The organism is Hallella colorans (assembly GCF_003096815.1).
Lineage (GTDB): Bacteria > Bacteroidota > Bacteroidia > Bacteroidales > Bacteroidaceae > Prevotella > Prevotella colorans.
Map to the genome: position 1 here is coordinate 77,551 of NZ_QENY01000003.1, position 25,400 is coordinate 102,950.

The 25,400-nt window shown below is 48.2% G+C and carries 21 protein-coding genes; 10 read left to right on the plus strand and 11 right to left on the minus strand.

Features of this window, described 5'->3' with window-relative positions; translation table 11 throughout:
• Positions 1-69 precede the first annotated feature (69 nt).
• From deoC to mnmG, 7 genes are all read right to left on the minus strand, one after another.
• Entirely contained in the window at positions 70-1,041 is a 972-nt protein-coding gene (gene deoC, locus C7379_RS02195; RefSeq protein ID WP_116615812.1) for a deoxyribose-phosphate aldolase, read from the minus strand.
• Between the two features lie 156 nt (positions 1,042-1,197).
• Positions 1,198-1,524, minus strand: a complete 327-nt coding sequence (locus tag C7379_RS02200) for a nucleotide pyrophosphohydrolase (protein ID WP_116615813.1) — start codon at positions 1,522-1,524, stop codon at positions 1,198-1,200.
• Between the two features lie 15 nt (positions 1,525-1,539).
• A complete protein-coding gene (locus C7379_RS02205) occupies positions 1,540-1,731 on the minus strand; it encodes a hypothetical protein (protein WP_116615814.1) in 192 nt (63 codons plus the stop codon).
• Positions 1,728-2,180, minus strand: coding sequence for a D-aminoacyl-tRNA deacylase (gene dtd / locus C7379_RS02210; RefSeq protein ID WP_116615815.1), 453 nt, complete (start codon positions 2,178-2,180; stop codon positions 1,728-1,730). Before dtd ends, C7379_RS02205 begins: the two co-directional genes overlap by 4 nt.
• A gap of 677 nt (positions 2,181-2,857) precedes the next feature.
• Positions 2,858-4,744 carry an excinuclease ABC subunit UvrC gene (gene uvrC, locus C7379_RS02215; RefSeq protein WP_116615816.1) on the minus strand — a complete coding sequence of 629 codons (1,887 nt, stop codon included), beginning with the start codon at positions 4,742-4,744 and terminating at the stop codon, positions 2,858-2,860.
• A 405-nt stretch (positions 4,745-5,149) separates the two neighbouring features.
• A complete protein-coding gene (locus C7379_RS02220) occupies positions 5,150-5,680 on the minus strand; it encodes an adenine phosphoribosyltransferase (RefSeq protein WP_116615817.1) in 531 nt (176 codons plus the stop codon).
• Between the two features lie 238 nt (positions 5,681-5,918).
• Positions 5,919-7,790 (minus strand): tRNA uridine-5-carboxymethylaminomethyl(34) synthesis enzyme MnmG, encoded by a 1,872-nt coding sequence (gene mnmG, locus C7379_RS02225; RefSeq protein WP_116615818.1) that lies wholly within the window; start codon positions 7,788-7,790, stop codon positions 5,919-5,921.
• A 219-nt stretch (positions 7,791-8,009) separates the two neighbouring features.
• Here mnmG and C7379_RS02230 point away from each other — a divergent pair, with 219 nt between their 5' ends.
• The 7 genes from C7379_RS02230 to C7379_RS02260 all read left to right on the plus strand — a co-directional run bounded on the left by C7379_RS02230 (position 8,010) and on the right by C7379_RS02260 (position 19,019).
• A complete protein-coding gene (locus C7379_RS02230; RefSeq protein WP_116615819.1) occupies positions 8,010-8,693 on the plus strand; it encodes a succinate dehydrogenase cytochrome b subunit in 684 nt (227 codons plus the stop codon).
• A gap of 41 nt (positions 8,694-8,734) precedes the next feature.
• The gene (locus C7379_RS02235) at positions 8,735-10,684 is read left to right on the plus strand and encodes a fumarate reductase/succinate dehydrogenase flavoprotein subunit (RefSeq protein ID WP_116615820.1); all 1,950 of its coding nucleotides are present in this window, start codon (positions 8,735-8,737) and stop codon (positions 10,682-10,684) included.
• A 17-nt stretch (positions 10,685-10,701) separates the two neighbouring features.
• Positions 10,702-11,457: a succinate dehydrogenase/fumarate reductase iron-sulfur subunit gene (locus tag C7379_RS02240; protein WP_116615821.1), complete on the plus strand. Its 756-nt coding sequence runs from the start codon at positions 10,702-10,704 to the stop codon at positions 11,455-11,457.
• A gap of 552 nt (positions 11,458-12,009) precedes the next feature.
• Positions 12,010-13,239, plus strand: a complete 1,230-nt coding sequence (locus tag C7379_RS02245; RefSeq protein WP_116615822.1) for a THUMP-like domain-containing protein — start codon at positions 12,010-12,012, stop codon at positions 13,237-13,239.
• 864 nt (positions 13,240-14,103) lie between these two features.
• On the plus strand, positions 14,104-15,243 hold the full coding sequence (locus C7379_RS02250; protein WP_116615823.1) for an N-acetyltransferase: 1,140 nt from the start codon (positions 14,104-14,106) through the stop codon (positions 15,241-15,243).
• Positions 15,244-15,406: 163 nt separating this feature from the next.
• Complete coding sequence (locus C7379_RS02255; RefSeq protein WP_116615908.1) at positions 15,407-17,398, plus strand: DNA topoisomerase IV subunit B; 1,992 nt, start codon at positions 15,407-15,409, stop codon at positions 17,396-17,398.
• A 19-nt stretch (positions 17,399-17,417) separates the two neighbouring features.
• The gene (locus C7379_RS02260; protein WP_243406683.1) at positions 17,418-19,019 is read left to right on the plus strand and encodes a S41 family peptidase; all 1,602 of its coding nucleotides are present in this window, start codon (positions 17,418-17,420) and stop codon (positions 19,017-19,019) included.
• 218 nt (positions 19,020-19,237) lie between these two features.
• On the opposite strand, the gene ybeY is transcribed toward C7379_RS02260, so the two are convergent.
• The 4 genes from ybeY to C7379_RS02285 form a co-directional block, all read right to left on the minus strand.
• Positions 19,238-19,663, minus strand: a complete 426-nt coding sequence (gene ybeY / locus C7379_RS02265) for an rRNA maturation RNase YbeY (RefSeq protein WP_116615824.1) — start codon at positions 19,661-19,663, stop codon at positions 19,238-19,240.
• A gap of 29 nt (positions 19,664-19,692) precedes the next feature.
• Positions 19,693-20,202: a pantetheine-phosphate adenylyltransferase gene (gene coaD / locus C7379_RS02270; protein WP_116615825.1), complete on the minus strand. Its 510-nt coding sequence runs from the start codon at positions 20,200-20,202 to the stop codon at positions 19,693-19,695.
• A gap of 81 nt (positions 20,203-20,283) precedes the next feature.
• A complete protein-coding gene (gene ruvB / locus C7379_RS02275) occupies positions 20,284-21,315 on the minus strand; it encodes a Holliday junction branch migration DNA helicase RuvB (RefSeq protein WP_116615826.1) in 1,032 nt (343 codons plus the stop codon).
• Positions 21,316-21,949: 634 nt separating this feature from the next.
• The gene (locus C7379_RS02285) at positions 21,950-22,201 is read right to left on the minus strand and encodes a hypothetical protein (RefSeq protein ID WP_133241858.1); all 252 of its coding nucleotides are present in this window, start codon (positions 22,199-22,201) and stop codon (positions 21,950-21,952) included.
• A 96-nt stretch (positions 22,202-22,297) separates the two neighbouring features.
• Between C7379_RS02285 and C7379_RS02290 the strand changes: the two genes are divergently transcribed.
• The 3 genes from C7379_RS02290 (at position 22,298) to dprA (ending at position 25,355) form a co-directional block, all read left to right on the plus strand.
• A complete protein-coding gene (locus tag C7379_RS02290; RefSeq protein WP_116615829.1) occupies positions 22,298-23,608 on the plus strand; it encodes a DUF2851 family protein in 1,311 nt (436 codons plus the stop codon).
• 90 nt (positions 23,609-23,698) lie between these two features.
• Positions 23,699-24,145 (plus strand): acyl-CoA thioesterase, encoded by a 447-nt coding sequence (locus C7379_RS02295; protein ID WP_207773384.1) that lies wholly within the window; start codon positions 23,699-23,701, stop codon positions 24,143-24,145.
• Between the two features lie 82 nt (positions 24,146-24,227).
• Positions 24,228-25,355, plus strand: a complete 1,128-nt coding sequence (dprA, locus tag C7379_RS02300) for a DNA-processing protein DprA (protein WP_116615911.1) — start codon at positions 24,228-24,230, stop codon at positions 25,353-25,355.
• The last annotated feature ends 45 nt before the right edge of the window (positions 25,356-25,400 follow it).

A 25,400-nucleotide genomic window follows, 5' to 3' on the forward strand; every position in this document is an offset into this window, starting at 1 on the left:
TGTTTCTATGGGCTGCTTATGTATTTTTTGCGTTATGCTTATAATGTTTTCAACGCATGGAATGGTGGTTTAGAAGAACTTGACTTGCCGGCCCAGAATTTCGCTTAGCAGCATGTTGGTAAGTCTGCTCGTGCCGAGGCGAAACCACTGATTGGTGAGCCATTTCTCGCCGAGCACCTCTTTGACGATGGTGTAGAATGTCACGGCGTCCATCACGGAGTTAATGCCGCCCGCTGGTTTCAAGCCTATCTGTATGCCTGTTTCGTCGTAGTACTCCTTGATGGCTTGGCACATGATGTAAACGTCTTGCGCTGTGGCACCGCCTTTGTCCTTGCCTGTGGACGTTTTAATGTAGTCGGCGCCTGCGTACATGGAGAGAATAGCCGCTTTTTTCACGTTAGAAAGGGTGCCCAAGAGGCAGTTTTCGAGTATGACTTTCATGGGAACGTTGCCGCATGTCTGTTTCAACTCGTTGATATCCTCGCACAAGCCCTCGTAGTCTCCGCAAAGAAACTTGCCCACTGGCATCACGATGTCCACGTTTGTGGCTCCGTCTTTGATGGCCAGCGCGGTCTCTGCCACCTTGACCTCAAGGAACGTTTGCGAGGAAGGGAACGCTCCCGAAACCACGGCGATGTCTACTCCGTCTACTTCCAGGGTGTCTTTCACCACCTCGGCGAAGTTGGGGTACACGCAGATGGTGGCCACGTGGGGTAGGTCGGGGTACGCGGTGTCAAACTGGTTGACTTTCTCTACCATGGCCATGATGTTTACATCATTGTCCGACGCGCTTAGCGAGGTGAGCTCCACGCTGCCCAAGAGAAATTTCTTAACCTCGGCGGTGTCGTTCTCGGGCACTTTCTCAACGATGATTTTTTTCAACGCCTTGCCTATTTCGGCCTCGTCAACGTCACAGTTGTATTTCTCGAGCGCTTGCTCGTACTTGCTCTTTTTTTGTGTTTCGTCCGCGCGACTTGCGTTCACTTGAGCTTTGATGCCACCATTTTTTTTGGTGGGCTGGATGTCTTTGGTGTATGCCATGTCGTTTATTGTTTAATCGATTGGTTTTATTCGTGATAAGATATAGTGTTTGCCCTTTGCTGATAAGGTGCATGCATGTGCCAGGGGCTGTGGTTGATGTTTTGGGCGATGGTGATGTGCGCCATATTCCGTGACGTGCGCTCCGCTGGCTTGGCGTCAGGCTTTGAGTTTGGGATTGCTCTTGTGCCTGTTGGCGTCGCGCAAGGTTTTCTTCTCGACGCTTTTCCTGAACTCTTGTGTAAGGTCTACGCCCGTTTGGTTGGCAAGGCAGCACAGCACCCAAAGTATGTCCGCCATCTCCTCGCCCAAGTTGTCTTTCTCACCGGCTTTAAAGCTCTGGTCTCCGTATTTTCGGGCCATTACGCGCGCCAGCTCGCCCACTTCCTCGGTCAAGACGGCCATGTTTGTCAGTTCGCTGAAATATCTCACGCCAAAGGTTTTGACCCATTGGTCCACGGTTTTTTGCGCTTCTTGTATAGTCATTTTTAGCGGTGCGGTTTACGGGTTTCTTTTATTGTGGATATATTCTAATTTTTTAAACAGCATGAATCCGCCCGCGGCAAATACGGACGTGACAAGATGTCCCCACCAATCCACTTTTACTCCATTGGCCAAATCTAATGCTGTCAGGCAAAGAAAGAGCACGATCATGAATGTTATAGTAGCTATTTTTAAATTGTTCGTTTTCATTCTTTGTTCTTTGAGTCTATGCAAATAGTAACGGGGCCATCGTTAATGAGCTGCACTTTCATGTCGGCGCCAAACTCACCGGTGCCAATCGGTTTGCCCAACTCCCGTGCAAGGGCTTGGCAAAAATACTCGTAGAGCGGGATGGAGATGTCGTGTGGCGCCGCCTTTATCCAACTTGGGCGGTTGCCCTTTTTTGTGCTCGCCATGAGCGTGAATTGCGAAACCACGATGATGTCGCCGTCTACGTCCCTGACGCTGAGGTTCATCACGCCGTCAGGGTCGTCAAACACGCGCAGGGAGCAGGTCTTTTTGACGAGCCAGTTGGCATCTTCCTTTGTGTCATCGCTGCCTATCCCTAACAAGACAACGTAGCCTTGGCCAATGGCAGATTTGGTCTTACCCGCTATGGTGACTGACGCTTGGCTCACTCGCTGGATGACAATTCGCATGATATACGTTAATGTTGGTGTTGTTATTTGACATCACAAAGATAGCAAAAAGATGATATTTACGCAATGATTGGCTTATTATTTTTGTTTTATCAAGTCTGTTTTCAATTTTGTATTTGCGTTTCTTTGCCATTTTATCATTTTTTGGGTACTCTTTTCATGATGAAAATCACGTTATTTTTCATGGTGTTGATAGCTTGAATGATAAGACGGCGCCATGTTACCTTGTTTGATTTCGCCGCTTTTTATGTATGTGAAAATATTTGACATGTTGCCATTTGTAGTTCGCTTATTTACGTACTGCCACACCTTTGTTTGCAAATAAGCTCTATATACAAAAGTTTTGTAAGTTGTTGTGTGTTAGATTGTTGTACTGTTTCTTGCTTGTTCCCTAATTTTTTGTTTAATATTTGATCTGCGTTTAGTGCTTAATCGCATGTCGATTAGACGCTAAACGCAATCCGATTGCTGTCTAATTACTTTGTGTTTAGGCCTTTAATGTAGGATGAATAGATACTAATGGGAGAGAGTGCCGTTTTTTATGGTTGCAAGATGGAGAGTTTGTCGTTTAGAAACGCCAATTTTTAGCTGTAGATTACTGTTTGGAAACGTACCTTTTTTTGTGATTAAAATTAGACAAATACTATGATTAAGTGCAATCGCCCGGCCATGGCTTGTCATGTTGTGATGTTTTCGTCGCTTGCGGATATTTGTGTTTCTGCGTTTGTTTTCCTTTGATTTTCAAAGTGTTTTATTATTGTTTTGGCCTTTGATGGACCAACGATGGTAGCAAGTTGCTCAAGTGTTGCTACCTTAATGTTACTAATTGATTTAAAGCTTTTTATAAGTGATTTCTTTGTTTGTGGACCTATTCCTTTTATGTCATCAAGCTCGGAGTGCAGTGCATGTTTTGATCTCTTGTCTCGATGGAATGTTATTGCATATCGGTGCACTTCGTCTTGTATTTGCGTCAAGGCGTGAAAAAGCTCTGAATCTGGCTTTAATCCAATCACCTTGGGAGGCCATCCATACAGCAACTCGTTGGTTCGATGGTGGTCGTCTTTGGCCAGTCCGGCGATCGGGATGTCCAGTTTAAGTTCTTTTTCAACCACATCTCTCACCACGTCCATTTGTCCTTTGCCACCATCGGTGATGATGAGGTCGGGTAGGGCGACCTCTTCGGCTATCATTCTGCTGTATCTGCGGCGTACCACTTCTTGCATGGATGCGTAGTCGTCAGGTCCTGTCACGGTCTTGATGTTGTATTTACGGTAGTCTTTTTTGGATGGTTTCATGCCCTTGTAGACCACGCATCCTGCTACGGCGTCGGTTCCGGAGATGTTCGAGTTGTCAAAACATTCTATATGGTATGGCAGTTTGGGTAGTCCCAATTTCTCTTGCAATTCTTTCATTAAGCGGGTTTGCTTCTGCTCAACGTTTAGTTTTTCCACGCGTTTCAGACGATCGAACTTATACTGTTTCGCGTTCATTTGCGACAGGTCCAGCAAGTGTTTTTTGTCTCCTCGTTGTGGGACAAACAAGTCTGCGTCTTTGATTTTCCATTCCATCTCAAAGGGCACGACTATCTCTTTGGCCTTGCTGTCAAATCTATAGCGTATCTCTGGAATGGCCTGTGTGAGAATGTCCTCGTCTGTTTCGTCTAATTTGCGTTTGTACTCATAGGTAAAACTTTGGTTGATGGTGCCATTTTTTACGTGCAAATAGTTTACGAAGGCTATTTTTTTACTGTCGTCCTCGGTTATTGTAAATACGTCCACGTCTTGTATGGTATAGCTTACCACCTCCACCTTGGCTACAAATTCTTTCAAGAGTAGGTAGCGTTGTTTGAGTCGGTCGGCCTCTTCAAATTTTAGTTCCGACGCTTTTTTCATCATTCTTTCATATACCCAGTCGCTTAATTGCCTTGTATTTCCTTTTAAAACCTCTTTGGCTTGCCTGATGTTTTCATTGTACTCTTCATGGCTTTGTTTGCCGATGCAGCATGCGTCGCAGTTGTGTATGTGATATTCTAAGCATGGGCGATATCTGTTTTCCTTTATACCTTCGGGCGTGATGGGTTGTTTGCATCGTCTGGGTTTAAACACTTTGTTGATGAGTTCGAGCACGTTGTACATGGCAGTGATGTGTGGATATGGGCCGAAAAACGTGCCATGCTTACGGTTTATGGTTCGCGTTTTGAAGATTCTTGGGAAGTGTTCTTTTGTGACACAAATGCTGGGGTAGGTTTTGCCGTCTTTCAACAGCACGTTATAACGTGGGTTGTATTTTTTGATAAGTGAGTTTTCGAGTAGCAAAGCATCTTCCTCTGAGTTGACAACAGTATATGTTATGTCATGTATTTTGCTTACAAGGACCTTTGTTTTAAATCTGTCCACCTCTTTGTGGAAGTAGGTTGACACTCTGCTTTTTAGTTTTTTGGCTTTGCCTACATATATGATAACATGTTCTTTGTCGTAGAATTGATAGCTGCCAGGTAGCTCTGGCATATTCAGTACCACGCTCTTTAGATAGTTCAAACGTTTTTCATTTTCTTCCCTTGTCATATACTTGTTTTCCTTTTATACACTGCTGTTGTCGTGAAAATTGTTTCACGTGGAACGTTTTTGCCTTTTGTAATTTTGAAATTCTTTCTTTATGTTTTTCTAATGTGTTTTTAGCTTGCCCAAATCTGAATGGTCTTGACATGCAAATATAGCTATAATGTATTCTCTTTGCAATGTTTTGGCTGTTATAATTTTATAAAATTGAGAAATGCGTGGCGGTTGAACTCAATTGCAAGAACATGTTTTTATACGTTTAATGGAAATGTCCTTGTAAGAGTTTGTTTTGCCTAAGGTATACCGTGTGAAGAATGTAGGATCTTCGTGTAAATGAAAAACCCCACGGTTCAAATTGGCCGTGGGGATCTGTTTCCTTTTTTGCAAGGTAGGGTGCGTGTCCTTGAATGATTAGAATTTAAGAAGACTGGTTATCTCAATATCTGGGTCAAAGCTATCACGCGCGTTCGGAAACTCCGTGTTAAGCTCTATGATGAAATTGCAATAAATTTTCTTTGGATGGAATTTCTTTACTAATTTACATGCCGCTTTCATTGTTCCGCCCGTTGCTAAAAGGTCGTCGTGCAGTAATATTACATCATCTTCTGTTATGGCATCTTTGTGAATTTCGATGGTGTCCATGCCGTATTCTTTGGCGTAGCTTTCCTGAATGGTCTCGCAAGGCAGCTTTCCGGGCTTGCGGCAAAGCACTACTCCGGCGTTCAAATGGTAGGCTACGGCTGAGCTCATCACAAATCCTCGACTCTCAATGCCAACAATTTGGGTGATGCCTTTGTCCTTATAAATGTTTACCAATTCATCACTCATGAGCTTTAAACACTGCTGATTTTTAAACAATGTGCTCACATCTCTAAAAATTACGCCTTTGATTGGCCAATCTGGAATACATCTCAGATGATTTAATAAAATTTGATTATTCACGTTTATCGTTCTTTTTAGATATTAATTCGTTGCTTGATAAGGGCTTAATCGCATCTTTGTTTCACGTGAAACCGTATTGCCCATTCATTGTCGACAGCTTGAACTTTATTTAATTAATTGATGACAATCAATAGAAAAATCGTATTCCTCCCATCAATATGAATTTGTGTTGACAATAGAATATAGGGTTTTGCTTGTGATTATATTTTTTCGTTGGTTGCTTTATGCTTAAAAGGCTTCATCGACCCAGCAGTACCAATAACACGTTAATGTCACTTGGAGATACGCCCGGTATTCGGCTGGCCTGTCCTAATGTATCAGGATTTATATGTTCAAGTTTTTGCCTTCCTTCGGTACTAATCTCCTTGAGCTGACTATAGTCAAAATGCCCTTTTATCTTTATATCTTCCAATCGGTGCATTTTGTCCGCAATCATACGTTCGCGCTCAATATAGCCTTTATATTTGATTCGTATTTCCGCACCCTCGCTAATCTCTTCTTTTCTGTTTTCTGGCTCATTCATCATCTCCTTTAGTGTGGGAATGACGGTTGAAAGCATTGTCATCGTGATTTGTGGCCGGCCTATCAAGTCGGATATTTTACATCCCATGCGTAGTGGGGTAGTACCGATTGCTTCTAATGCCGAGTTTATTTCTTTTGGTTTTACCGATGTCTCATCGCAGAATTTGACGAGTCTGCCAATAGCGTTTTTCTTTTGCAGCCACCAGTCTAAGCGTTCTTGTGTGGCCAATCCGATGTTGTAGGCTTTTTCTGTAAGTCGTGCGTCGGCGTCGTCTTGGCGTAAAAGTATGCGATATTCTGCTCTCGAGGTGAACATTCTGTATGGTTCGTCTACGCCTTTTGTAACGAGGTCATCGATTAAAACACCGATATAACTCTCGTCTCTTTTCATTATAAAAGGATCGTTTCCCGAACAAAACATTGCGGCGTTAATACCTGCAACTATTCCCTGTCCGCCCGCCTCTTCGTATCCCGTGGTCCCATTCACTTGGCCGGCCATGAATAACCCTTTGATAATTTTAGATTCAAGCGAGTGCTTTAGTTGCGTAGGGTCAAAATAATCGTATTCTATTGCGTAGCCTGCGCGATAAATCTTGGCATCCCGCAAGGCGGGTATTTTGTGCAGGGCTCTAAGTTGTGTCTCGATGGGCATTGACGAAGAGAAGCCGTTGAGGTACATCTCGTTGGTGTCTTCGCCTTCTGGTTCTATAAAAAGAGGGTGTTGGTCTTTGTCGGGAAAGGTTACGAGCTTTGTCTCGATAGATGGGCAATAACGTGGCCCGGTGGACTGAATTTGCCCGTTGTATAAAGGAGAGTTGGCAAGGTCGGCACGCAAAATTTCATGCACGGCGCTGTTGGTGTCGCATGTCCAGCATGGGAGTTGCTTCAAGGTGGGGGGCATACCAAGGTAGCTGAAAGTGTGAAACTCGTTATCCCCAGGCTGCATCACCGTGTCTTCAAAGTGGATGCTTCGTTTGTCAAGCCTTAAAGGGGTACCTGTTTTCATACGGGCGGAGCGTATTCCCCAATAGGATATTGATTCTGAAAAATGTGGAACGGCAGGCTCCGCGCATCTGCCTCCGGGATATTTATGATGCCCAATATGCATCAATCCGTTAAGAAAAGTGCCAGCCGTGACAACTATTGCCTTGGCCATTATGTTCACGCCCCATATTGTTTTTACGCCGATTGCCTCACCGTTTTTCACTAACAGTTGGTCCGCTTGGTCTTGCCAGATGTCAAGATTGGGGGTTCGGTCGAGTACGCGTCGCCACTCTACGATAAATTTTTCTCGGTCGCATTGAGCGCGTGGCGACCATACGGCAGGTCCCTTTCCTTTGTTGAGCATCCTAAATTGTATGGAGGTGGCGTCGGTAACCTTACCCATGTTACCTCCCAAGGCGTCTATTTCTCTGACGATTTGACCTTTGGCGATACCACCGACGGCAGGGTTGCAACTCATCTGTGCGACCTTGTTCATATCCATAGTGACCAAGCACGTCTTGGCTCCCATGTTTGCCGCTGCCGTGGCGGCCTCGCAACCAGCGTGTCCACCCCCTATGACGATGACGTCATAATCAAATTTCATTCCTGTCTTTGCTTTTTCTGCAAAAGTACATAATATTCCTGATTTTTTACCTCTTTTACTTTGATTTATCACTAAAATATAGTATTTTTGCGGTCTAAACGTGCGTGAAGAATACCTAAAAGACGGTATTTTTATCATCGTAACGGTTAGGGAAGGAACTATCTGCATAACCATTGCCAAACGAAATCTAACAGTTAAATATTTTAAAATCAATCATTTATGTGGTTAATCAATTCTCCAATTGGTAGAAAGGTGGTGATGTCGTTGACTGGCATTTGCCTTATTCTATTCCTGACTTTCCACTGTTGCATGAACATTGCGGCTTTTTTTTCGGGAGAAGCCTATAATGTGGTATGTGAATTTTTGGGAAGTAACTGGTATGCGATTATTGGAACAGTGGCTCTCGCTGCCTTAGCCGTATGCCATATCATTTATGCTTTCATCCTCACGATGCAAAATCGGCGTGCCCGTGGCAATCAGCGCTATGAGGTGACAAGCCGTCGTCCAGAGGTCAGTTGGGCGTCTCAGAACATGCTTGTGTTAGGACTGATCATCTTTGTGGGGCTTTTACTTCACATGTACAATTTCTGGGGCCACATGATGTTTGCCGAATTGGCTGACATTCAAGTGGCACATGATCCTGCCGATGGCTTCGCTTGGATACAGGAGACGTTCTCCAATCCGATTTACTCCATTCTTTATCTTGTATGGTTTGCAGCTCTTTGGTTCCACCTCACACATGGCTTTTGGAGCTCTATGCAGACACTTGGCTTTAGTGGCAAGATTTGGTTGAAGCGCTGGCAGTGTATAGGTGTTGTTTATGTAAGCATCCTTATGGCGATATTCGCATTTCTTGTGCTCTCTTTTTGGTTAGGATTTGCCCCCAGCATGTGCTGCGCTTGACCTCCAGTTCACATTTCATAATTAAATATAGACAATTGATTATGTCACCAATAGATTCTAAAATTCCAGATGGCCCATTGGCCGAGAAATGGACAAATTATAAAGCTCATCAGAAATTGGTTAACCCAGCCAACAAGCGTAAGCTCGATATCATCGTGGTTGGAACTGGACTTGCTGGTGCCAGCGCTGCTGCGTCACTTGGCGAGATGGGCTTCCACGTTATCAACCTATGTATTCAAGACAGCCCTCGTCGTGCGCACTCTATCGCAGCACAGGGCGGTATCAATGCGGCAAAAAACTATCAAAATGATGGCGATGCCGTATATCGCCTGTTCTATGACACTATCAAGGGTGGCGATTACCGTGCTCGCGAAGCCAATGTTTATCGTTTGGCCGAGGTAAGTGCGGCCATTATCGACCAATGTGTAGCCCAGGGCGTACCTTTCGCCCGTGAGTATGGCGGCATGCTTGCCAACCGCTCTTTTGGAGGTGTGCAGGTAAGTCGTACCTTCTATGCTAAGGGACAGACGGGGCAGCAGCTACTCCTTGGAGCCTATTCGTCATTGATGAAAGAGGTCAATAATGGCACTGTAGATCTTCATACCCGCACAGAGATGGAAGATATTGTTGTCATTGACGGCCGTGCCCGAGGCATTATTGCCAAAAATTTGGTAACTGGCAAGCTCGAACGCTATGCCGGTCATGCCGTGTGCCTTGCCACTGGCGGGTACGGAAACGCCTATTTCCTCTCCACTAACGCCATGGGTTGCAATGCCACCGCTGCCGTTCAGGCCTACCGAAAAGGCGCTTATTTTGCCAACCCATGTTTCGTTCAGATACACCCCACGTGCATTCCCGTGCATGGAGACAAGCAGAGTAAGCTAACGTTGATGTCAGAGTCTCTGCGTAACGACGGCCGTATTTGGGTGCCTAAAAAGATAGAAGACGCAAAGAAATTGCAGAGTGGAGAGCTCAAGGGGCGTGACATTCCTGAAGAAGACCGTGATTATTATTTGGAGCGCAGATATCCGGCGTTTGGTAACTTGGTGCCTCGCGACGTGGCGTCACGTGCCGCTAAGGAGCGCACAGACCACGGTTTTGGTGTTAACAACACCGGTTTGGCTGTGTTCCTCGATTTTGCTGAGGCCATCGAGCGTCTTGGCAGGGATCGCGTGGCCGAGCGTTACGGAAACCTATTTGACATGTACGAGGAGATCGTGAACGTCAATCCATACGAGAACCCGATGATGATCTATCCCGCTATCCATTATACCATGGGCGGCCTTTGGGTTGATTATGAATTGCAGACCTCTATCAAGGGGTTGTTCGCACTTGGAGAATGTAACTTCTCCGATCACGGAGCCAACCGCTTAGGAGCATCAGCATTGATGCAAGGACTTAGCGACGGTTACTTCGTCATTCCTTATACTATGCAAAATTACTTGTCAGACCAGATTACCGTTCCACGTTTCAGTACCGACCTTCCTGAATTCGAGGAGGCAGAAAAGGGTGTTGATGCAGAAATCGATCGTTTGATGAACAGCAAGTATCATGATGAGAGCGTCGATTCGCTCCATAAGCGTCTTTATAAAATCCTATGGAATTATGTCGGCATGGCACGTACCGCCGAGGGGCTTAAGAAGGCCATCGAGATGCTCAAGCAGATGCGTGTTGAGTTTAATGAGCACGTACGCATTCCCGGATCCAAAGAGGGTCTTAATGTTGAGCTTGACAAAGCCATCCACCTTCGCGACTTTATCACCATGGGCGAACTTATCGCTTATGACGCGTTGCACCGCAACGAGAGCTGTGGCGGACACTTTCGTGAGGAGAGCAAAACCGAGGAAGGCGAGGCCAAGCGTGATGATGAAAACTTCATGTACGTTGGTTGTTGGAAATATGGAGGCTCTGATGATGTAGCCCCCGAGCTGATCAAAGAACCCCTGAACTACGAGTATATCAAAGTTCAGACCAGAAACTACAAATCATAAATTAAGGAATCAAGACAATGGATAAAAATATTTCATTCACATTGAAAGTATGGCGCCAAAACGGTCCCACCGCAGAGGGCCATTTTGACTCATTCGAAATGAAGGAGATCTCCGGTGGTACATCCTTCCTCGAAATGTTGGACATCCTCAATGAGCAACTTATCGAAGACAACAAGGAGCCGTTCGTCTTTGATCATGACTGCCGCGAGGGCATCTGTGGCATGTGTTCTCTCTATATCAATGGACATCCCCACGGACTTGCCCAGGGAGCCACCACCTGCCAGCTTTACATGCGCCGGTTTAACGATGGCGACGTTATCACCGTGGAACCATGGCGCTCGGCCGCATTCCCTATTATCAAAGATTGCATGGTAGACCGTTCCGCTTTCGACAAGATTATCGCTGCGGGTGGTTACACCACTGTGCGCACGGGGCAGGCCCAAGACGCCAACAATATCCTCATATCCAAGCAAAACGCCGACGAGGCTATGGATTGCGCCTCTTGCATAGGTTGCGGCGCATGTGTCGCCGCCTGCAAGAATGGCTCGGCCATGCTTTTCTTGAGCTCCAAGGTCAGCCAGCTGGCACTTCTTCCACAAGGCCGCCCAGAGGCCGCCCGTCGTGCCAAGAACATGATTGCGAAGATGGAGGAGCTTGGATTTGGCAACTGTACCAATACCCGCGCTTGCGAGGCCGAGTGCCCCAAAAACGAGTCTATAGCCAATATAGCCCGTCTTAACCGCGAGTATATTTGCGCAAAGTTGGCCGATTAGTTTGACGAGGCTCTTTTAAAGAGATTTTCCCACTATATCAATTTAACCGCAAGAGGATTACTCTTGCGGTTATTTGTTTTCTCAAAAGGCGCCTTCGCAGCCAATTCAAGTAAGCATTACTCATGCCATATCACCACTAATTAGCTTTATGTACAAATAAAAGAAAAAGGATGTGCCATCTGTGGCGCATCCTTTTCTATATAAGTGCAGAAGGCAGACGTCTTGGGTCTATCTTCTATTAGATGTCTTGAGTGAAGACTATTGGCTCGCTTTCATAAGTACCAAACCTCTCCACCCATTTCCTCAGTAGGGTTGGTGTCCGGTTCATTGGCAAGAAATTCTTGCTCTTCATAGACACCCGCTAAATCTTTAGGATCTTTTTTCATTTTTGGGTGCATTTAATTGATTATTAACTAAGGTCTTTCGACCATCGCAAATATAATCATAATATTTTGAATAACCAAACAAAAAGCTGACACATTAGTTACATTCTGACATAAAAAACGTTAATCTCTTAATATTTTCGTTTATTTATAAGTAACTTTGTCATGTATGAAAGAGATAGACACCCATACATTCATCACGCTTCATCGTGGTGATGACGTGCGCCGTTTGGCCTTCATGGCCGACAAGTTCCCAAGCGTGAACATGAGCTATGCCTTGGTCCAGATACAAGGATGGCAGATGGCTCGCTCTAAGTTGCCCACATGGGCCACGATCGACGGTATAGTCTATCCGCCACATCTCAATATGGAACAATGCAGCTCCGAGGACACCGCCATATACAAACAGCGCATCTTGGCTCGCCTTTTGGGCAGTTTCTTGGATCAATCCACGCTCATCGATCTCACTGGTGGCTTTGGTGTCGACTTCTCGTTTATGTCTCGCGGTTTTCGCAAATCTATTTACGTGGAGCGCGATCCAGCTTTGTGCGCGGTGGCCCGGCACAATTTCGAACTGCTCAACCTGCCGCATGCCGAGGTGATATGTGACGATGGGGTGGAGTGGCTACACCGTCAATCCAAGCCAGACACGGCCGCACCCATTGTCATATATATGGATCCCGCTCGTCGTGACGCCCACGGGCAGAAAGTTGTTGCCTTGGGCGATTGTACACCCGATGTCGTGGCCCTGCGCGACGAGCTGATGCGCAAGGCCGATTATGTCATCCTCAAACTCTCGCCCATGCTCGATTGGCATGCCGCTGTCGCGGCTATGGACACGGGAGGCAACGTCTCAGAGGTACATATCATAGCCGTAGGCAACGAGTGCAAGGAGCTTTTGCTCGTGCTTGCTCATGGCCACCACGATCTGCGTGTGGTCTGTTCCAACGACGCGGACATTTTCGCGTTTCATCCACGGTTAACCAATGCGGGTAGCGGCAATTTGCCTACTGCTACCATCTCTGTTTCGCCCACGGGCACGATTCTTGTCCCTAATGCCGCCATCATGAAGTCAGGTTGCTTCGCAGAGCTTGCCATGCGTTTTGACGTGCGCTCCATAGACACCAACTCCCATTTGTTCGTCTCTCCCCATATCGTTCCTAATTTCCCCGGTCGGCAATTTCGTATTCTTGCTGTAAGCGCGCTTGGCAAGCGAGAACTTAGGCAAAATCTCCATGGGCTACGGCAAGCCAATATTTCCGTTCGCAACTTCCCACTGTCGGTAGCCGAGCTTCGCAAGCGGCTAAAATTGCAAGATGGTGGCTCCGTCTATATATTCGCAACCACATGGCAAGGGCGGCACGTACTTGTCATCACCTCCAAGACATCCGTTTCATAAGACTGACGCTCATGTTTTCGCAATTCTTTCAATGAAGTGGCGTTCTTGTTTTTTGTTAAGAAAACATCACAAAAACCTTCCCTCTTTTTTGTAGTGAAATAGCGTCCATTTTTGAGGGGTTAAGCGTATGGCTTATTTTTTTTCCGCAAAAAAATCATTTTGTCATGACCATTCCTCACACATCAACTGCCCATTAAGGCTTAATCGCGTGCCCAATAGGTTTTATTCATGCTTCGTTTACGGCCCAATCATGATGCGTTCAGGCACTAAACGCCATGCCATTAGTGCCTAAACGTGTCTTCTTGAGAGTGGATTGTCGTTGGCAAAATGATGATATTTTTGCAACATACTGACTTATAGTAGATTATGCAAGTACCGATATTTTGCGCTTATTTTCAGCTAAGTCGGCATAATTTTCAAATAAGCCAAGCATGCGAGGGGTTTTGTCAGATAATTTCGAGTTTTTATTTTGGCAATACGACACATGGTGACAAGGTATTTGTTAGTTTTTTTTTCATTCTTGTGGACAAACCGTGAAGTATGCCATTTATTTTTATGACAGGACGCGAACAGGCAATGGATTGCTGCGGAAATCATCAACCTGTATGGCGTAAAAAGTAAATGTATGTTGAGCGTTGTCATCTTTGCTTATCCACTCACATCAAAATTCGTGTTTGTTCAGTAACGGGGCATGCTGCACACCATCCCTTGTTTTGTATTTTGAGTTTGAAGACACACTCAAAATACGATAAGACCATTTTTTATACCTTATTTTATAATTTTGGCGTTTCTTTTTGCTCAATGTGTTTAAAATTGCTACTTTTGCATATTAAAACGTTTTAACATCATATTATTATATTATCAATGGCGATAGAAATAAAGAAAGTTGAGACCAAAAAAGACCTCAAGGCTTTCATAGAGTTTCATTACAAACTTTACGAGGATTGCCCTTACGATGTTCCATCTCTCTATAATGACGAGATAAATGCGCTGAGCAAGGATAAAAACGCAGCATTCGATTTTTGTGAGGCAGAGTATTTTTTAGCCTACAAAGATGGCCGTTTGGTGGGCAGGGTGGCTGCTATCATCAATCATCGCGCCAACGAGCGGTGGGACAATAAAGACGTGCGTTTCGGCTGGTTAGACTTTGTTGACGACATTGACGTGAGCCGCGCGCTCTTTGATGCCGTGGCCGATTATGGCCGCCGCAAGGGCATGACCCACATGATAGGGCCTCTTGGTTTCTCGGATATGGACCGCGAGGGCATGCTTACCTTTGGTTTCGACCGTTTGAGCACGGCCGCCACGCTCTATAACTATCCATACTATCCGCAGCACATAGAGCGTCTTGGAGGGTTTGAGAAAGACAATGACTATGTGGAATATCTCATCCACGTGCCTGATAAAGTGCCCGAAAAATTGGTCAAGATTTCTGAGATGATAGAGAACCGGTACAATCTCCATGTCAAAAAGGTCACTCCGCGTGAGGTGCGCGAGGGTTATGCGCGCAAGCTGTTCCATATCATCAACGCCACCTATGTAGACCTTTACGGTTTCGTGAGCCTTACAGACAAGCAGATAGACCAGTACGTCAAAATGTTCTTGCCCGTAATCGATTTTGATTTGGTAACGGTCGTCGTGGATGGCAATGACAATGACAAGGAGGTGGGCATAGCCATCACCATTCCCTCTATATCAAAAGCCCTGAAGAAGTGCCGTCGCGGCCGCCTGCTTCCCTTTGGCTGGTGGCATCTTTTGCGCACCGTCAAGTTCCATAAGACCGAGGGGTTGGACCTGCTGCTCATAGGCGTGCTGCCTGAATATCGGTCAAAAGGCGCCAACGCCCTGATGTTTAACGACCTCATCCCACGCTACATCAAGTATGGTTTCAAGTGGGGAGAAAGTCAGGTGGAGATGGTAACCAACACTGGTGTGCAGGGACAGTGGGAAATGTTCGAGCACGAAAACCACAAGGCTCGTCGTTGCTATCGCAAGAAAATATAGTTCCGCGCGCCAACTTCACTTTGCTGTTCGGGGTCGATGCCACGGTGCTCTATTTGCGCGTACGTCTCACTGTGCGGTCTTGGTGGCATTGTTTCTTTTATTTTTGTTAGTTTAATTTTTAATATTCCGTTTTTCTCGATAAATACCAGAAAGGTCAATAATGATGACAGATGACAATCTTTTGAAGGCCAACCAGTCCGGACAAACCTCGGCCCAAGGGTCGGTGGAGTACACAGACGATAACATTCGCCATCTTAGCGACATGGAGCATGTGCGTACGCGACCTGGTATGTATATCGGAAGATTGGGAGATGGCAGTCTGCCCGAGGACGGAATTTACGTGCTTCTCAAGGAGGTGGTCGACAATTCCATTGACGAGTTCAAGATGAACGCTGGCGACCGCATAGAGGTAGATGTGGACGACAATCTGCGCGTGACCGTTCGCGACTATGGTCGTGGCATACCGCAGGGCAAGCTGGTAGAGGCTGTATCCATGCTCAACACGGGCGGAAAGTACGACTCCAAGGCTTTCAAGAAGAGCGTGGGGCTCAATGGCGTGGGCGTCAAGGCGGTCAACGCGCTGAGCTCCCATTTTGAGGTGAGGAGCTATCGTGACGGCAAGGTGCGCGAGCTTGTGTTTGAGAGAGGAACGCTCAAGAGCGATGTCACCAAGAAAAACAATGATGAGAATGGCACGTTCATCTTTTTTGAGCCTGACGACACGTTGTTCAAGAATTATCGTTTCCGCGACGAGTACGTGGAAACCATGCTTCGCAACTACACCTATCTCAACGCCGGGCTTACCATTATGTACAACGGTCGGCGTATCAAGAGTCGCAACGGCTTGGAAGATTTGCTCAACGACAACATGACCGTCGATGGCCTTTATCCCATCGTGCACATCAAGGGAGAAGACATTGAGATAGCTTTCACGCACACCAACCAGTACGGAGAAGAGTACCACAGCTTCGTAAATGGGCAGCATACCACACAGGGAGGTACTCATCAGAGTGCGTTCAAGGAGCACATCGCCAAGACTATCAAGGAGTTTTACGACAAGAACTATGAGTACACCGACATCCGTAACGGTATCGTCGCGGCCATTGCCATCAACGTGGAGGAACCTGTCTTTGAGAGCCAAACCAAGATAAAGCTCGGTTCCACGGTCATGGAGCCTAACGGAGACACCATCAACAAATATGTGGGCGACTTTATTAAGCGAGAGGTGGACAACTACCTCCACATTCACAAAGAAGACGTGGCGGATGTTTTGGAGGCCAAGATCAAGGAGAGCGAGCGCGAGCGCAAGTCGATGGCGGGCATAACCAAGTTGGCGCGTGAGCGTGCCAAGAAAGCCAATTTGCACAATCGCAAGTTGCGCGACTGCCGTGTGCACTTCTCCGACGCTAAAGATGACCGCAAGGAGGAAGCCTCCATCTTTATCACTGAGGGCGACTCGGCCAGTGGAAGCATCACCAAGAGCCGCGACGTCAACACGCAGGCGGTGTTTTCGTTGCGTGGCAAACCACTCAACTCTTTTGGCTTGACAAAAAAGGTTGTCTACGAGAACGAGGAGTTCAATCTGCTCCAAGCCGCGTTGGACATAGAGGATGGTTTGGACAATTTGCGTTACAACAAGGTGATAGTGGCCACAGACGCCGACGTGGACGGTATGCATATACGATTGCTCATCATCACGTTTTTCTTGCAGTTCTATCCTGAGCTTATTAAGAAAGGACATGTGTTTGTGCTTCAGACGCCTCTTTTCAGGGTGCGAAATCGCCGTTCTAAAATCAAGAACAAGAAGGTTATAGCCGAGGCAGACGCCCGGTTGGCCAAGGGAGAGAAAAAAAGTGACTTCATAACTCGCTATTGCTATACCGACGAAGAACGCTTGGAGGCAATCAGCGCGTTAGGCCCAGACCCGGAGATCACTCGCTTCAAAGGGCTTGGAGAGATCTCGCCCGATGAATTTGCCCATTTCATCGGCCCGGACATGCGATTGGAGCAGGTCACCCTTCACAAGAACGACCAAGTACAAAAACTTCTCGAGTACTATATGGGTAAAAACACCATGGAGCGCCAAAACTTCATCATAGACAACCTTGTGGTAGAGGATAACAGCGTCGATGATGATAACGAGCAATTAAACTAATCAACCATCATACCGACAAATGCCAACAAATATCATTAGGAGATGCGCCAAGCCTGTGTGCTTGGCTGTATTGGCGCTTTTAGCTCTCTCGCCCGCCAACGCGCAATTACGGCTGAATTTTGGCAGCAAGTCACCTTTCAGAAAGTTGCAAATAGCCGAGATGGCCATCACCAACATGTATGTAGATTCTGTCGACGAGCAGAAATTGGTGGAGGATGGCATTCGCGGCATGCTTGAGAAGCTCGACCCTCACTCCTCGTACACCACCGCCAAGGAGACCAAGCTCATGCAAGAATCGCTTAATGGGTCGTTTGATGGCATCGGCATACAGTTCAACATGCAGCAAGACACGCTGCTCGTCATACAGACTATCGTTAACGGACCGTCTGAGAAAGCTGGCATTTTGCCTGGTGACCGCATCGTGATGGTCAACGATACAGCCATTGCTGGCGTCAAGATGCCACGTGAGGAGATATTGCGAAAGCTACGTGGCCGCAAAGGCACCAAGGTGCGTTTGGGCGTGGTGCGGCGTGGTATCAAAGATACGTTGAGTTTTACGGTGACGCGCGACAAAATCCCCATGAAGACCATAGACGGCTATTACATGATACGGCCTGGTATAGGCTACATTCGCATAGGAAGCTTCGGGGCCACCACTTATAAAGAGTTCATGTCGTGCGTCAAATCTTTGCAGGCTCGGGGCATGCGCCATTTGATACTCGATTTGCAGGATAACGGTGGTGGTTACCTGCAGGCGGCCGTTGCCATTGCCAATGAGTTTTTGCGCCATGACGACCTGATAGTCTATACACGGGGCCGTAAGTCTCGCGTCCAAGAATACAGAGCGCAAGGCAATGGCTCTTTGCTCCAAGGAAAGGTGGCGGTCCTTATCAACGAGTTTTCAGCTTCTGCCGCGGAGATAGTGACCGGGGCCATACAAGACCAAGACCGAGGCGTGGTGATTGGACGGCGTAGTTTTGGAAAAGGATTGGTGCAACGCCCCGTCGATTTTCCCGATGGCAGCATGCTGAGGCTTACCATCGCCCATTACTACACGCCATCCGGTCGATGCATACAGAAACCTTACACCAAGGGAGACCGCAAGGATTATGACCGAGAGTTGGACGAACGGTTCAAGCACGGAGAACTGTATTCGTCTGACAGCGTGCATTTTGCTGACAGCCTGAAATATTACACCCTGCGTCTCCACCGCCCGGTTTATGGCGGAGGTGGTATCATGCCCGACATCTTTGTGCCCCTCGACACTACGCAGTTCACTTCTATGCACAGGCAGTTGGCAGCCAAGGGCATCATTGTCAGCGCCAATTTGAGGTATGTTGACGAGTGTCGCAAACAGTTGAAAAAGCAGTATCCCGACTTCCCCACGTTCAACGGCAAGTTTGAAATCCCGCAAAAAGTCATCGACGAAATCATCGCCGAGGGCAAGAAACAAAACGTCACGTCCAAGGACAACGCGGAACTGGCGGCCACGTTGCTTTCTCTGCGCATACAGCTCAAAGCCCTTGTGGCTCGCGATTTGTGGGATATGACCGAGTATTTTCAAGTGATGAACGAGCAAAACCACATTGTCATGCGTGCCGTGGACGAGTTGATGAAATAGGCGCCCGCCTTTCCTTCCTTACGTTTTGTGTTCGCGCCCTCGCTCCCATACCCATTTTTTCTTCATGGTAAGAATATTCGGCACACTCCTCGTTGTGCGGACGGGGAGCCCCCTTGGTGGCTTGTCAGATGCGGATAGCGTGTTGTTATCCTACGAAAGAGATGGTAGATAACGACTATATAAATGTCATCAATACATTGTCAGCGCATGCACGCGTGTTATCCTCGCCTCGCTTTTAGCAGCGCGAGGGCTTTCTCTTCGTTTGCCTCCATGATTTCGCGCTCGCCCGGCCCTTTGTCGTTGATGCCGCAAAGGTGCAATACGCCATGAATGATGACACGGTACAGCTCGTCGTCGTAAGACTTGCCATACAGCTTGGCGTTGCTTGCCACCGTGTCAATTGATATGACAATGTCGCCGCTGATAATGTCCCCCTCGTTATAGTCGAAAGTGATGACATCGGTGTAGTAGTCGTGTCCCAAGTACTGCCTGTTCGTTTCCAAAATTTTTTCGTCGTTCACGAACATGTAGCCGATGTCGCCTACCCGTCTGTTATAGGTGGCGGCAACCGCCCTTATCCATGTGGTTATTTCGCGATGCTTTATTTTCGGCATTTCCACGCCGTCTGCTTGATACGTTATCATCTGTTGATATGGGTTAGGACTTGCTATTGTCACTGTTTCGAGTTGTTGGTCTCGCTGCCATTCTCACGTGCTTGTCCTCCGCGTTTGGGCAGCATCCAATCGGCGTCTTTGTGGAAAAAGACAAGTTGGCGATAGGCCGAGGAGGAGACCGCGGCGAGTTTGGGCTCTGCGTATAGCAGCAACGTCTCGACATTGCCAAGCCGTTTGTTGAACGCCGCTTGGTCGCGTTCGTACTCAAAATCTTTTACAGAGCGCACGCCTCGCACGAAGAATTGCGCGCCCACTCTGCGCGCCAAGTCTGTCGCCAAGTCTGTGTACAGCTCGACGGTAATGCGTGGCTCGTCGGCGTATAGTTGTCGGATAGCCTCCAGTCGCTCGTCGGCGGAGAAGAGGGTACGCTTGTCAGGGTTTACGCCCACGCCTATGACAAGCCTGTCCACGAGTGTCAGGGCGCGTTGGGCGATATTGTCGTGCCCGATGGTGAAAGGGTCGAAAGTGCCCACAAAAAGTGCCACGGATGGTCGTCGTTGCTGTCTCATGCGCTTAAACGTTGAGGAATGGTGCTTGGGTGCGTATTGGGTGAATGTGCGAAGGGTCGGGGCTTGCAAGCCCTGTCAGTGTCAGAAGAGTTGGGGTTGGTACACATTGCCTTTCCCCGCGTCTCGGCCGAGGTGCTCGTAGGCGAGCCTTGTGGCCATGCGCCCACGTGGTGTTCGTTTGACGAAGCCTTCCATGATGAGAAACGGTTCGTAAACCTCCTCCACGGTTCCAGTGTCTTCGCCGATGGCGGTGGCTATGGTGGACAATCCCACTGGGCCACCGCCAAACTTTTCTATGATGGTCAACAATATCTTGTTGTCTGTCTCGTCAAGTCCGTACTGGTCTATGTTGAGCGCGCTGAGTGCCAATTGGGCTATGTCGGTCGTGATGGTTCCGTTGCCTTTCACCTGAGCGAAGTCTCGCACGCGACGCAGCAGTCCGTTGGCTATACGTGGCGTTCCCCTGCTACGGCGTGCTATCTCGATGGCCGCGTCGCTGTCTATCGCCACTTTCAACAATCGTGCCGAGCGGTTGATGATGCGCTTGAGCGTCTCGGGGTCGTAGTATTCCAAGTGCATGTTGATGCCAAAGCGGGCCCGCAGCGGAGCCGTGAGCATGCCCGACCGAGTGGTCGCTCCGACGAGCGTGAAAGGATTTAGGTCTATCTGTATGCTTCTGGCCGACGGTCCTTTGTCTATCATGATGTCAATGCGATAGTCCTCCATAGCCGAATACAGGTACTCTTCCACCACCGGTTGCAGACGGTGAATCTCGTCGATAAAAAGCACGTCGTTAGGTTCCAACGACGTGAGGATGCCGGCGAGGTCTCCCGGTTTGTCGAGAATGGGGCCCGACGTGAGTTTGAAGCCTACGCCAAGCTCGTTGGCGATGATGTTGCTCAGCGTGGTCTTTCCCAATCCGGGGGGGCCGTATAGCAAAGTATGGTCTAAAGGCTCGCCGCGATATTTGGCGGCCTCTACGAAGACTTCAAGATTTTCCACCACCTTGGGCTGACCGTTAAAGTCGTCAAAATGTAGCGGGCGAAGTGCGTTCTCAAACTCTTTTTCGTTTGAGGACAGTTGCTCGTCCCTTATATCAAAGTCTTCCGTCATTGGCCTCTTTTTGATGCAAAGATATGAAAAAGATTGCATATAGGCATGGCAAATACCATTTTTTTAGGTTGTTGCGCCCCTCCTTTGTCATTTGCAAATCGGCCCTCCAGCTGTTGGGCTCCCGATGGGTGCGTCTGCTTAGGCGTGCCATGCGATCCAATGTGGCATACCGTGGACGCGCGGTCCGTCTGACATGAAAGCCCTGTGTCGCTTCGTGAAAAATGTGCGCCAAGCGTGGGTGGGCCATCATTTTGTTTATTAAAAGTCATAAAAAATGGCCCTACTAAACCGGTTGTTCTACAGTGCAAATACCCATTATTTTCGCTTCCGTTTGCTTTCATGTTGTCTTTCGTCGATGGCACTCGCTGCCGTTGGTATCTATTCATGATGCGTATCGGGCGTAAACGCCATGCCGATAAGGCTTATTGGCCATGCGATTAACGCTTAATCGCCGTGCGAATGAGTACCAATGGCAAACCACGGAGACAAAAATCACGCTATCAAAATTGATTGTTTGAAGTAACATGCTGTGTGATAGGCATTTGCTAAGGTTGCCTATTTTTCGCGTATTTGCGAGCGATGACCTTGTTGTTTCCAAATACTCGAATTTTGAGCCGCCTTTTGTCATTTATTTTCAATTGGCAAAAGGTTCTCTCCTGACGCTGTGGCGTTGTCGGTCGGCGTTGCCTTTCACCTCGCTTGTGGCAAACTTGGGGCGCGGCGTGTCTCGACATGCCTTGGCGTTTACAGATGGCACGCGGTTGTCATGGCTTGTCCAAACGTGCCCGCTGTCGGCTCCGGTATTTTGCCACGAGGCAGGGTGGAGGGCAGGGTGGGGCCATTGGGAGAGCTGTAAAAAATAAGATTTTTCATATTGGATAACCATTTTCAGATATTTATTTTTACTTTTGCATGACATGGAGTATGCTTTTTTGCGTTTGAGAAGCGCGATTTCGAAACACGTCTTATTAATCTTTTGTCGATGGAGCAACTTTTGCACTATGTTTGGAAACACAAGCTTTTTCCGTTGGGGGGCCTGTGCACCACCGATGGTCGCCCCGTGGAGGTAATCGATTCAGGACTGCACAACCATGACGCGGGTCCTGATTTTTTTAACGCCAAGGTCAAAATAGGTGACACCATGTGGGTGGGCAACGTCGAGATACATGACAAAGCGTCAGAGTGGTACTTGCATCGCCACCATACAGACGAGCATTATGACAGCGTAATCCTGCATGTGGCAGGTATCATCGACACCGATGTGCAGACCTGTTCGGGGCAGATACTGCCCCAATTGCAACTTGACGTGCCAGAGACTGTACGCCAAAACTATGACGAGCTGCGCAAGACAGAACGCTATCCGCCTTGCTACCAGATTATTCCTTCAATCTCGCGGCTGGCCATACATGCTTATATGAATGCGCTGCAAACGGAGCGTTTGGAGCAGAAGACAGAGGCTATACGCCGTAGGGTCAAGTTGTGCGACGGGTCGTGGGAGGCTGCTTGCTTTGTGACGCTGGCCCGCAACTATGGGTTTGGCATCAATAGCGACGCCTTGGAGCGGTGGGCGCAGAGCGTGCCACTGCAGTGCGTGGCCCACCATCGAGACAATCTTTTGCAGATAGAGGCTATCTTTATGGGCCAAGCAGGGTTGTTAGACCCGTCGGCCATGTCCGAGCGGCATCGCGAGGCAGCTGTCAAAGATGATTATTTCGTGCGGTTGAGAGAGGAGTATCGTTATTTGTCGCATAAGTTCGGCTTACTGCCGATGGATTATTCACAATGGCGATTTTTGAGGTTGAGGCCACAAAATTTTCCGTATATACGCATTGCCCAGCTCGCCAACCTGTACTATCAGCGCAAGATGAGCCTGGCCAATCTTGTAGACTGTCACGAGGTGGCCGACGCTGGCGATTTGCTGTGTGCCAACGTGACGCGCTATTGGGAGACGCACTACACTTTTGGCCACGAGAGTCCAAGACGGGAAAAACGCGTGTCGGCAGCCTCGAGAAACGTGCTGCTCGTCAATACCGTCGTGCCAATGCTTTTCGCGTATGGCAGGCACAAGCGTGATGATAGCTTGTGCGAGCGCGCCATCAATTTTCTGGAAGCGCTCAAAGCCGAGGACAATCACATTGTCAGGATGTGGAAAGACTGTGGGTTGAGCGTTGAAAACGCCGGAGATTCGCAGGCCCTCATCCAACTGAAAAACGAATATTGCGACAAGCGCGAGTGCTTGAGATGCCGCTTAGGTTATCACTATTTGTCCAAAGCCAAACAGGATCGCCCTTGAGAGCCGCCGCGCCTACTATCTCGACGAGGCGCGCTCGCTCCATTGGGGACAAACAATAAAAGACAGATACACTTATAAAAATGAACGAAGATGATAAAGAAGAAAGACTATTTGTTTGAGACGCGCATGGACGTGCGCGACTCTGAATGTGATATTCAGGGAATTGTAAATAACGCCAACTACCTGCACTACACCGAGCACACTCGCCATCGGTTTCTCCGTTCGATCGGTGTCAGTTTTTCGGAGCTGCACCACAAGGGCGTGGATGCTGTGGTGGCGCGCATGAAACTCAAGTACAGGGCGCCGCTACGGCCTGACGACGAGATGTTGTCGTGCTTGAACTTGCGCAAGGATGGTCTCAAGTACGTGTTCTCGCACGACATATACCGCTCTTCTGACGGCCAACTATCCTTTCATGCTGATGTGGAATTGGTGACGCTTGTTAACGGCGTGTTGGCGCAAAGCGAAGATTACGACCGTGCTTTCTTGCCCGTAATCGAGGCTTTTGAACGCAAACGGCATACTGTCGACGAATAGGCGGGGCGTGCCTGTCGGCGCGCGACGCCCCATTGCCATAAAACCGCTTTTACGCCCATTCCATCGTATAATCTAAGCTATGATGTCTACAGACGAACTCATTAATACCGCCATCCTCACCCGGTTGAGCTATTATCACCTCAACACCATGGTTCAACTCTACCGTTCGTTAGGATCGGCAACGGCCATCGTGGATCGTCGCGACGAGCTGCCCCATCTGTTCAGCGGATTGCCGGCCAAGGTGGTCGAGGCGCTGAAAGACGTGGAGGTGGTGCGCGCCAGATGTGAAGAAGAGTTGGAATATAACGAGGCGCACGGCATAATCTCGCTCTGCCTCAATGACGCCGCTTACCCGGCGCGGCTCAAGGAGTGCCCTGACGCGCCGCTGATGCTGTTTTATAAAGGTACGGCCAACCTGAACGCGCGCCGTATTGTCAACATCGTCGGAACCCGTCATTGCACTCCCTATGGTGAAGATTTGGTGCGCCACTTGATTGACGACCTGCGCCTGCGATGCCCCGATGTTGTAGTGGTGAGTGGTTTGGCTTACGGTGTTGACGTGTGCGCCCATCGCAACGCGTTGCGCAATGGCATGTACACCATAGGCGTGTTGGCGCACGGATTGGATAATCTTTATCCCCCTCGGCATCGAGACGTGGCCAATGAGATGGTTCGTCACGGCGGCTTGCTTACCGAGTTTATGACCCACACCAACGCCGACAAGCTCAATTTCGTGCGGCGTAATCGCATCGTCGCGGGCATCTCAGATGCTTGTGTCATTGTGGAGAGTGCCCCAAAGGGAGGCGGCCTTATCACCACGCGCATTTCTAAGGAATACAATCGCGATGTGTTCGCTTTCCCAGGTCCGGTGGGAGCTATTTACAGCGAGGGCTGCAACCGCCTCATTCGTGACAATGGCGCGGGACTTATCACTTCGGCCGACGACTTGCTTAATGCCATGGGATGGGCTGACAGTCGCGAGGTCGCAGGTATAAAACAGGCTGGAATAGCTCTCGACTTGTTTCCAGAATTGTCAGAAAACGAGCGGTTGGTGGTGAAACTGTTGCAAAAAATGAACGATTTGCAACTCAATATTATCAGCGTGAAAACCGGCATCCCCATTGGACAACTGTCTTCGCTACTTTTCAATTTGGAGATGAAGGGTATCGTCAAACCATACGCGGGCGGCACATACCACTTGTTAGGATAGCGAGGAGCTCTTGTTGGGCTAAACGTCGGCATAGGAAAACCACTT

Coding starts and splice junctions, on each gene's coding strand:
- deoC (WP_116615812.1), bottom strand. CDS start 1,041: ATGGCATACACCAAAGACATCCAGCCCACCAAAAAAAATGGTGGCATC.
- C7379_RS02200 (WP_116615813.1), bottom strand. CDS start 1,524: ATGACTATACAAGAAGCGCAAAAAACCGTGGACCAATGGGTCAAAACC.
- C7379_RS02205 (WP_116615814.1), bottom strand. CDS start 1,731: ATGAAAACGAACAATTTAAAAATAGCTACTATAACATTCATGATCGTG.
- dtd (WP_116615815.1), bottom strand. CDS start 2,180: ATGCGAATTGTCATCCAGCGAGTGAGCCAAGCGTCAGTCACCATAGCG.
- uvrC (WP_116615816.1), bottom strand. CDS start 4,744: ATGACAAGGGAAGAAAATGAAAAACGTTTGAACTATCTAAAGAGCGTG.
- mnmG (WP_116615818.1), bottom strand. CDS start 7,790: ATGAAATTTGATTATGACGTCATCGTCATAGGGGGTGGACACGCTGGT.
- C7379_RS02230 (WP_116615819.1), top strand. CDS start 8,010: ATGTGGTTAATCAATTCTCCAATTGGTAGAAAGGTGGTGATGTCGTTG.
- C7379_RS02235 (WP_116615820.1), top strand. CDS start 8,735: ATGTCACCAATAGATTCTAAAATTCCAGATGGCCCATTGGCCGAGAAA.
- C7379_RS02240 (WP_116615821.1), top strand. CDS start 10,702: ATGGATAAAAATATTTCATTCACATTGAAAGTATGGCGCCAAAACGGT.
- C7379_RS02245 (WP_116615822.1), top strand. CDS start 12,010: ATGAAAGAGATAGACACCCATACATTCATCACGCTTCATCGTGGTGAT.
- C7379_RS02250 (WP_116615823.1), top strand. CDS start 14,104: ATGGCGATAGAAATAAAGAAAGTTGAGACCAAAAAAGACCTCAAGGCT.
- C7379_RS02255 (WP_116615908.1), top strand. CDS start 15,407: ATGACAGATGACAATCTTTTGAAGGCCAACCAGTCCGGACAAACCTCG.
- C7379_RS02260 (WP_243406683.1), top strand. CDS start 17,418: ATGCCAACAAATATCATTAGGAGATGCGCCAAGCCTGTGTGCTTGGCT.
- ybeY (WP_116615824.1), bottom strand. CDS start 19,663: ATGATAACGTATCAAGCAGACGGCGTGGAAATGCCGAAAATAAAGCAT.
- coaD (WP_116615825.1), bottom strand. CDS start 20,202: ATGAGACAGCAACGACGACCATCCGTGGCACTTTTTGTGGGCACTTTC.
- ruvB (WP_116615826.1), bottom strand. CDS start 21,315: ATGACGGAAGACTTTGATATAAGGGACGAGCAACTGTCCTCAAACGAA.
- C7379_RS02285 (WP_133241858.1), bottom strand. CDS start 22,201: ATGGTTATCCAATATGAAAAATCTTATTTTTTACAGCTCTCCCAATGG.
- C7379_RS02290 (WP_116615829.1), top strand. CDS start 22,298: ATGGAGCAACTTTTGCACTATGTTTGGAAACACAAGCTTTTTCCGTTG.
- C7379_RS02295 (WP_207773384.1), top strand. CDS start 23,699: ATGATAAAGAAGAAAGACTATTTGTTTGAGACGCGCATGGACGTGCGC.
- dprA (WP_116615911.1), top strand. CDS start 24,228: ATGTCTACAGACGAACTCATTAATACCGCCATCCTCACCCGGTTGAGC.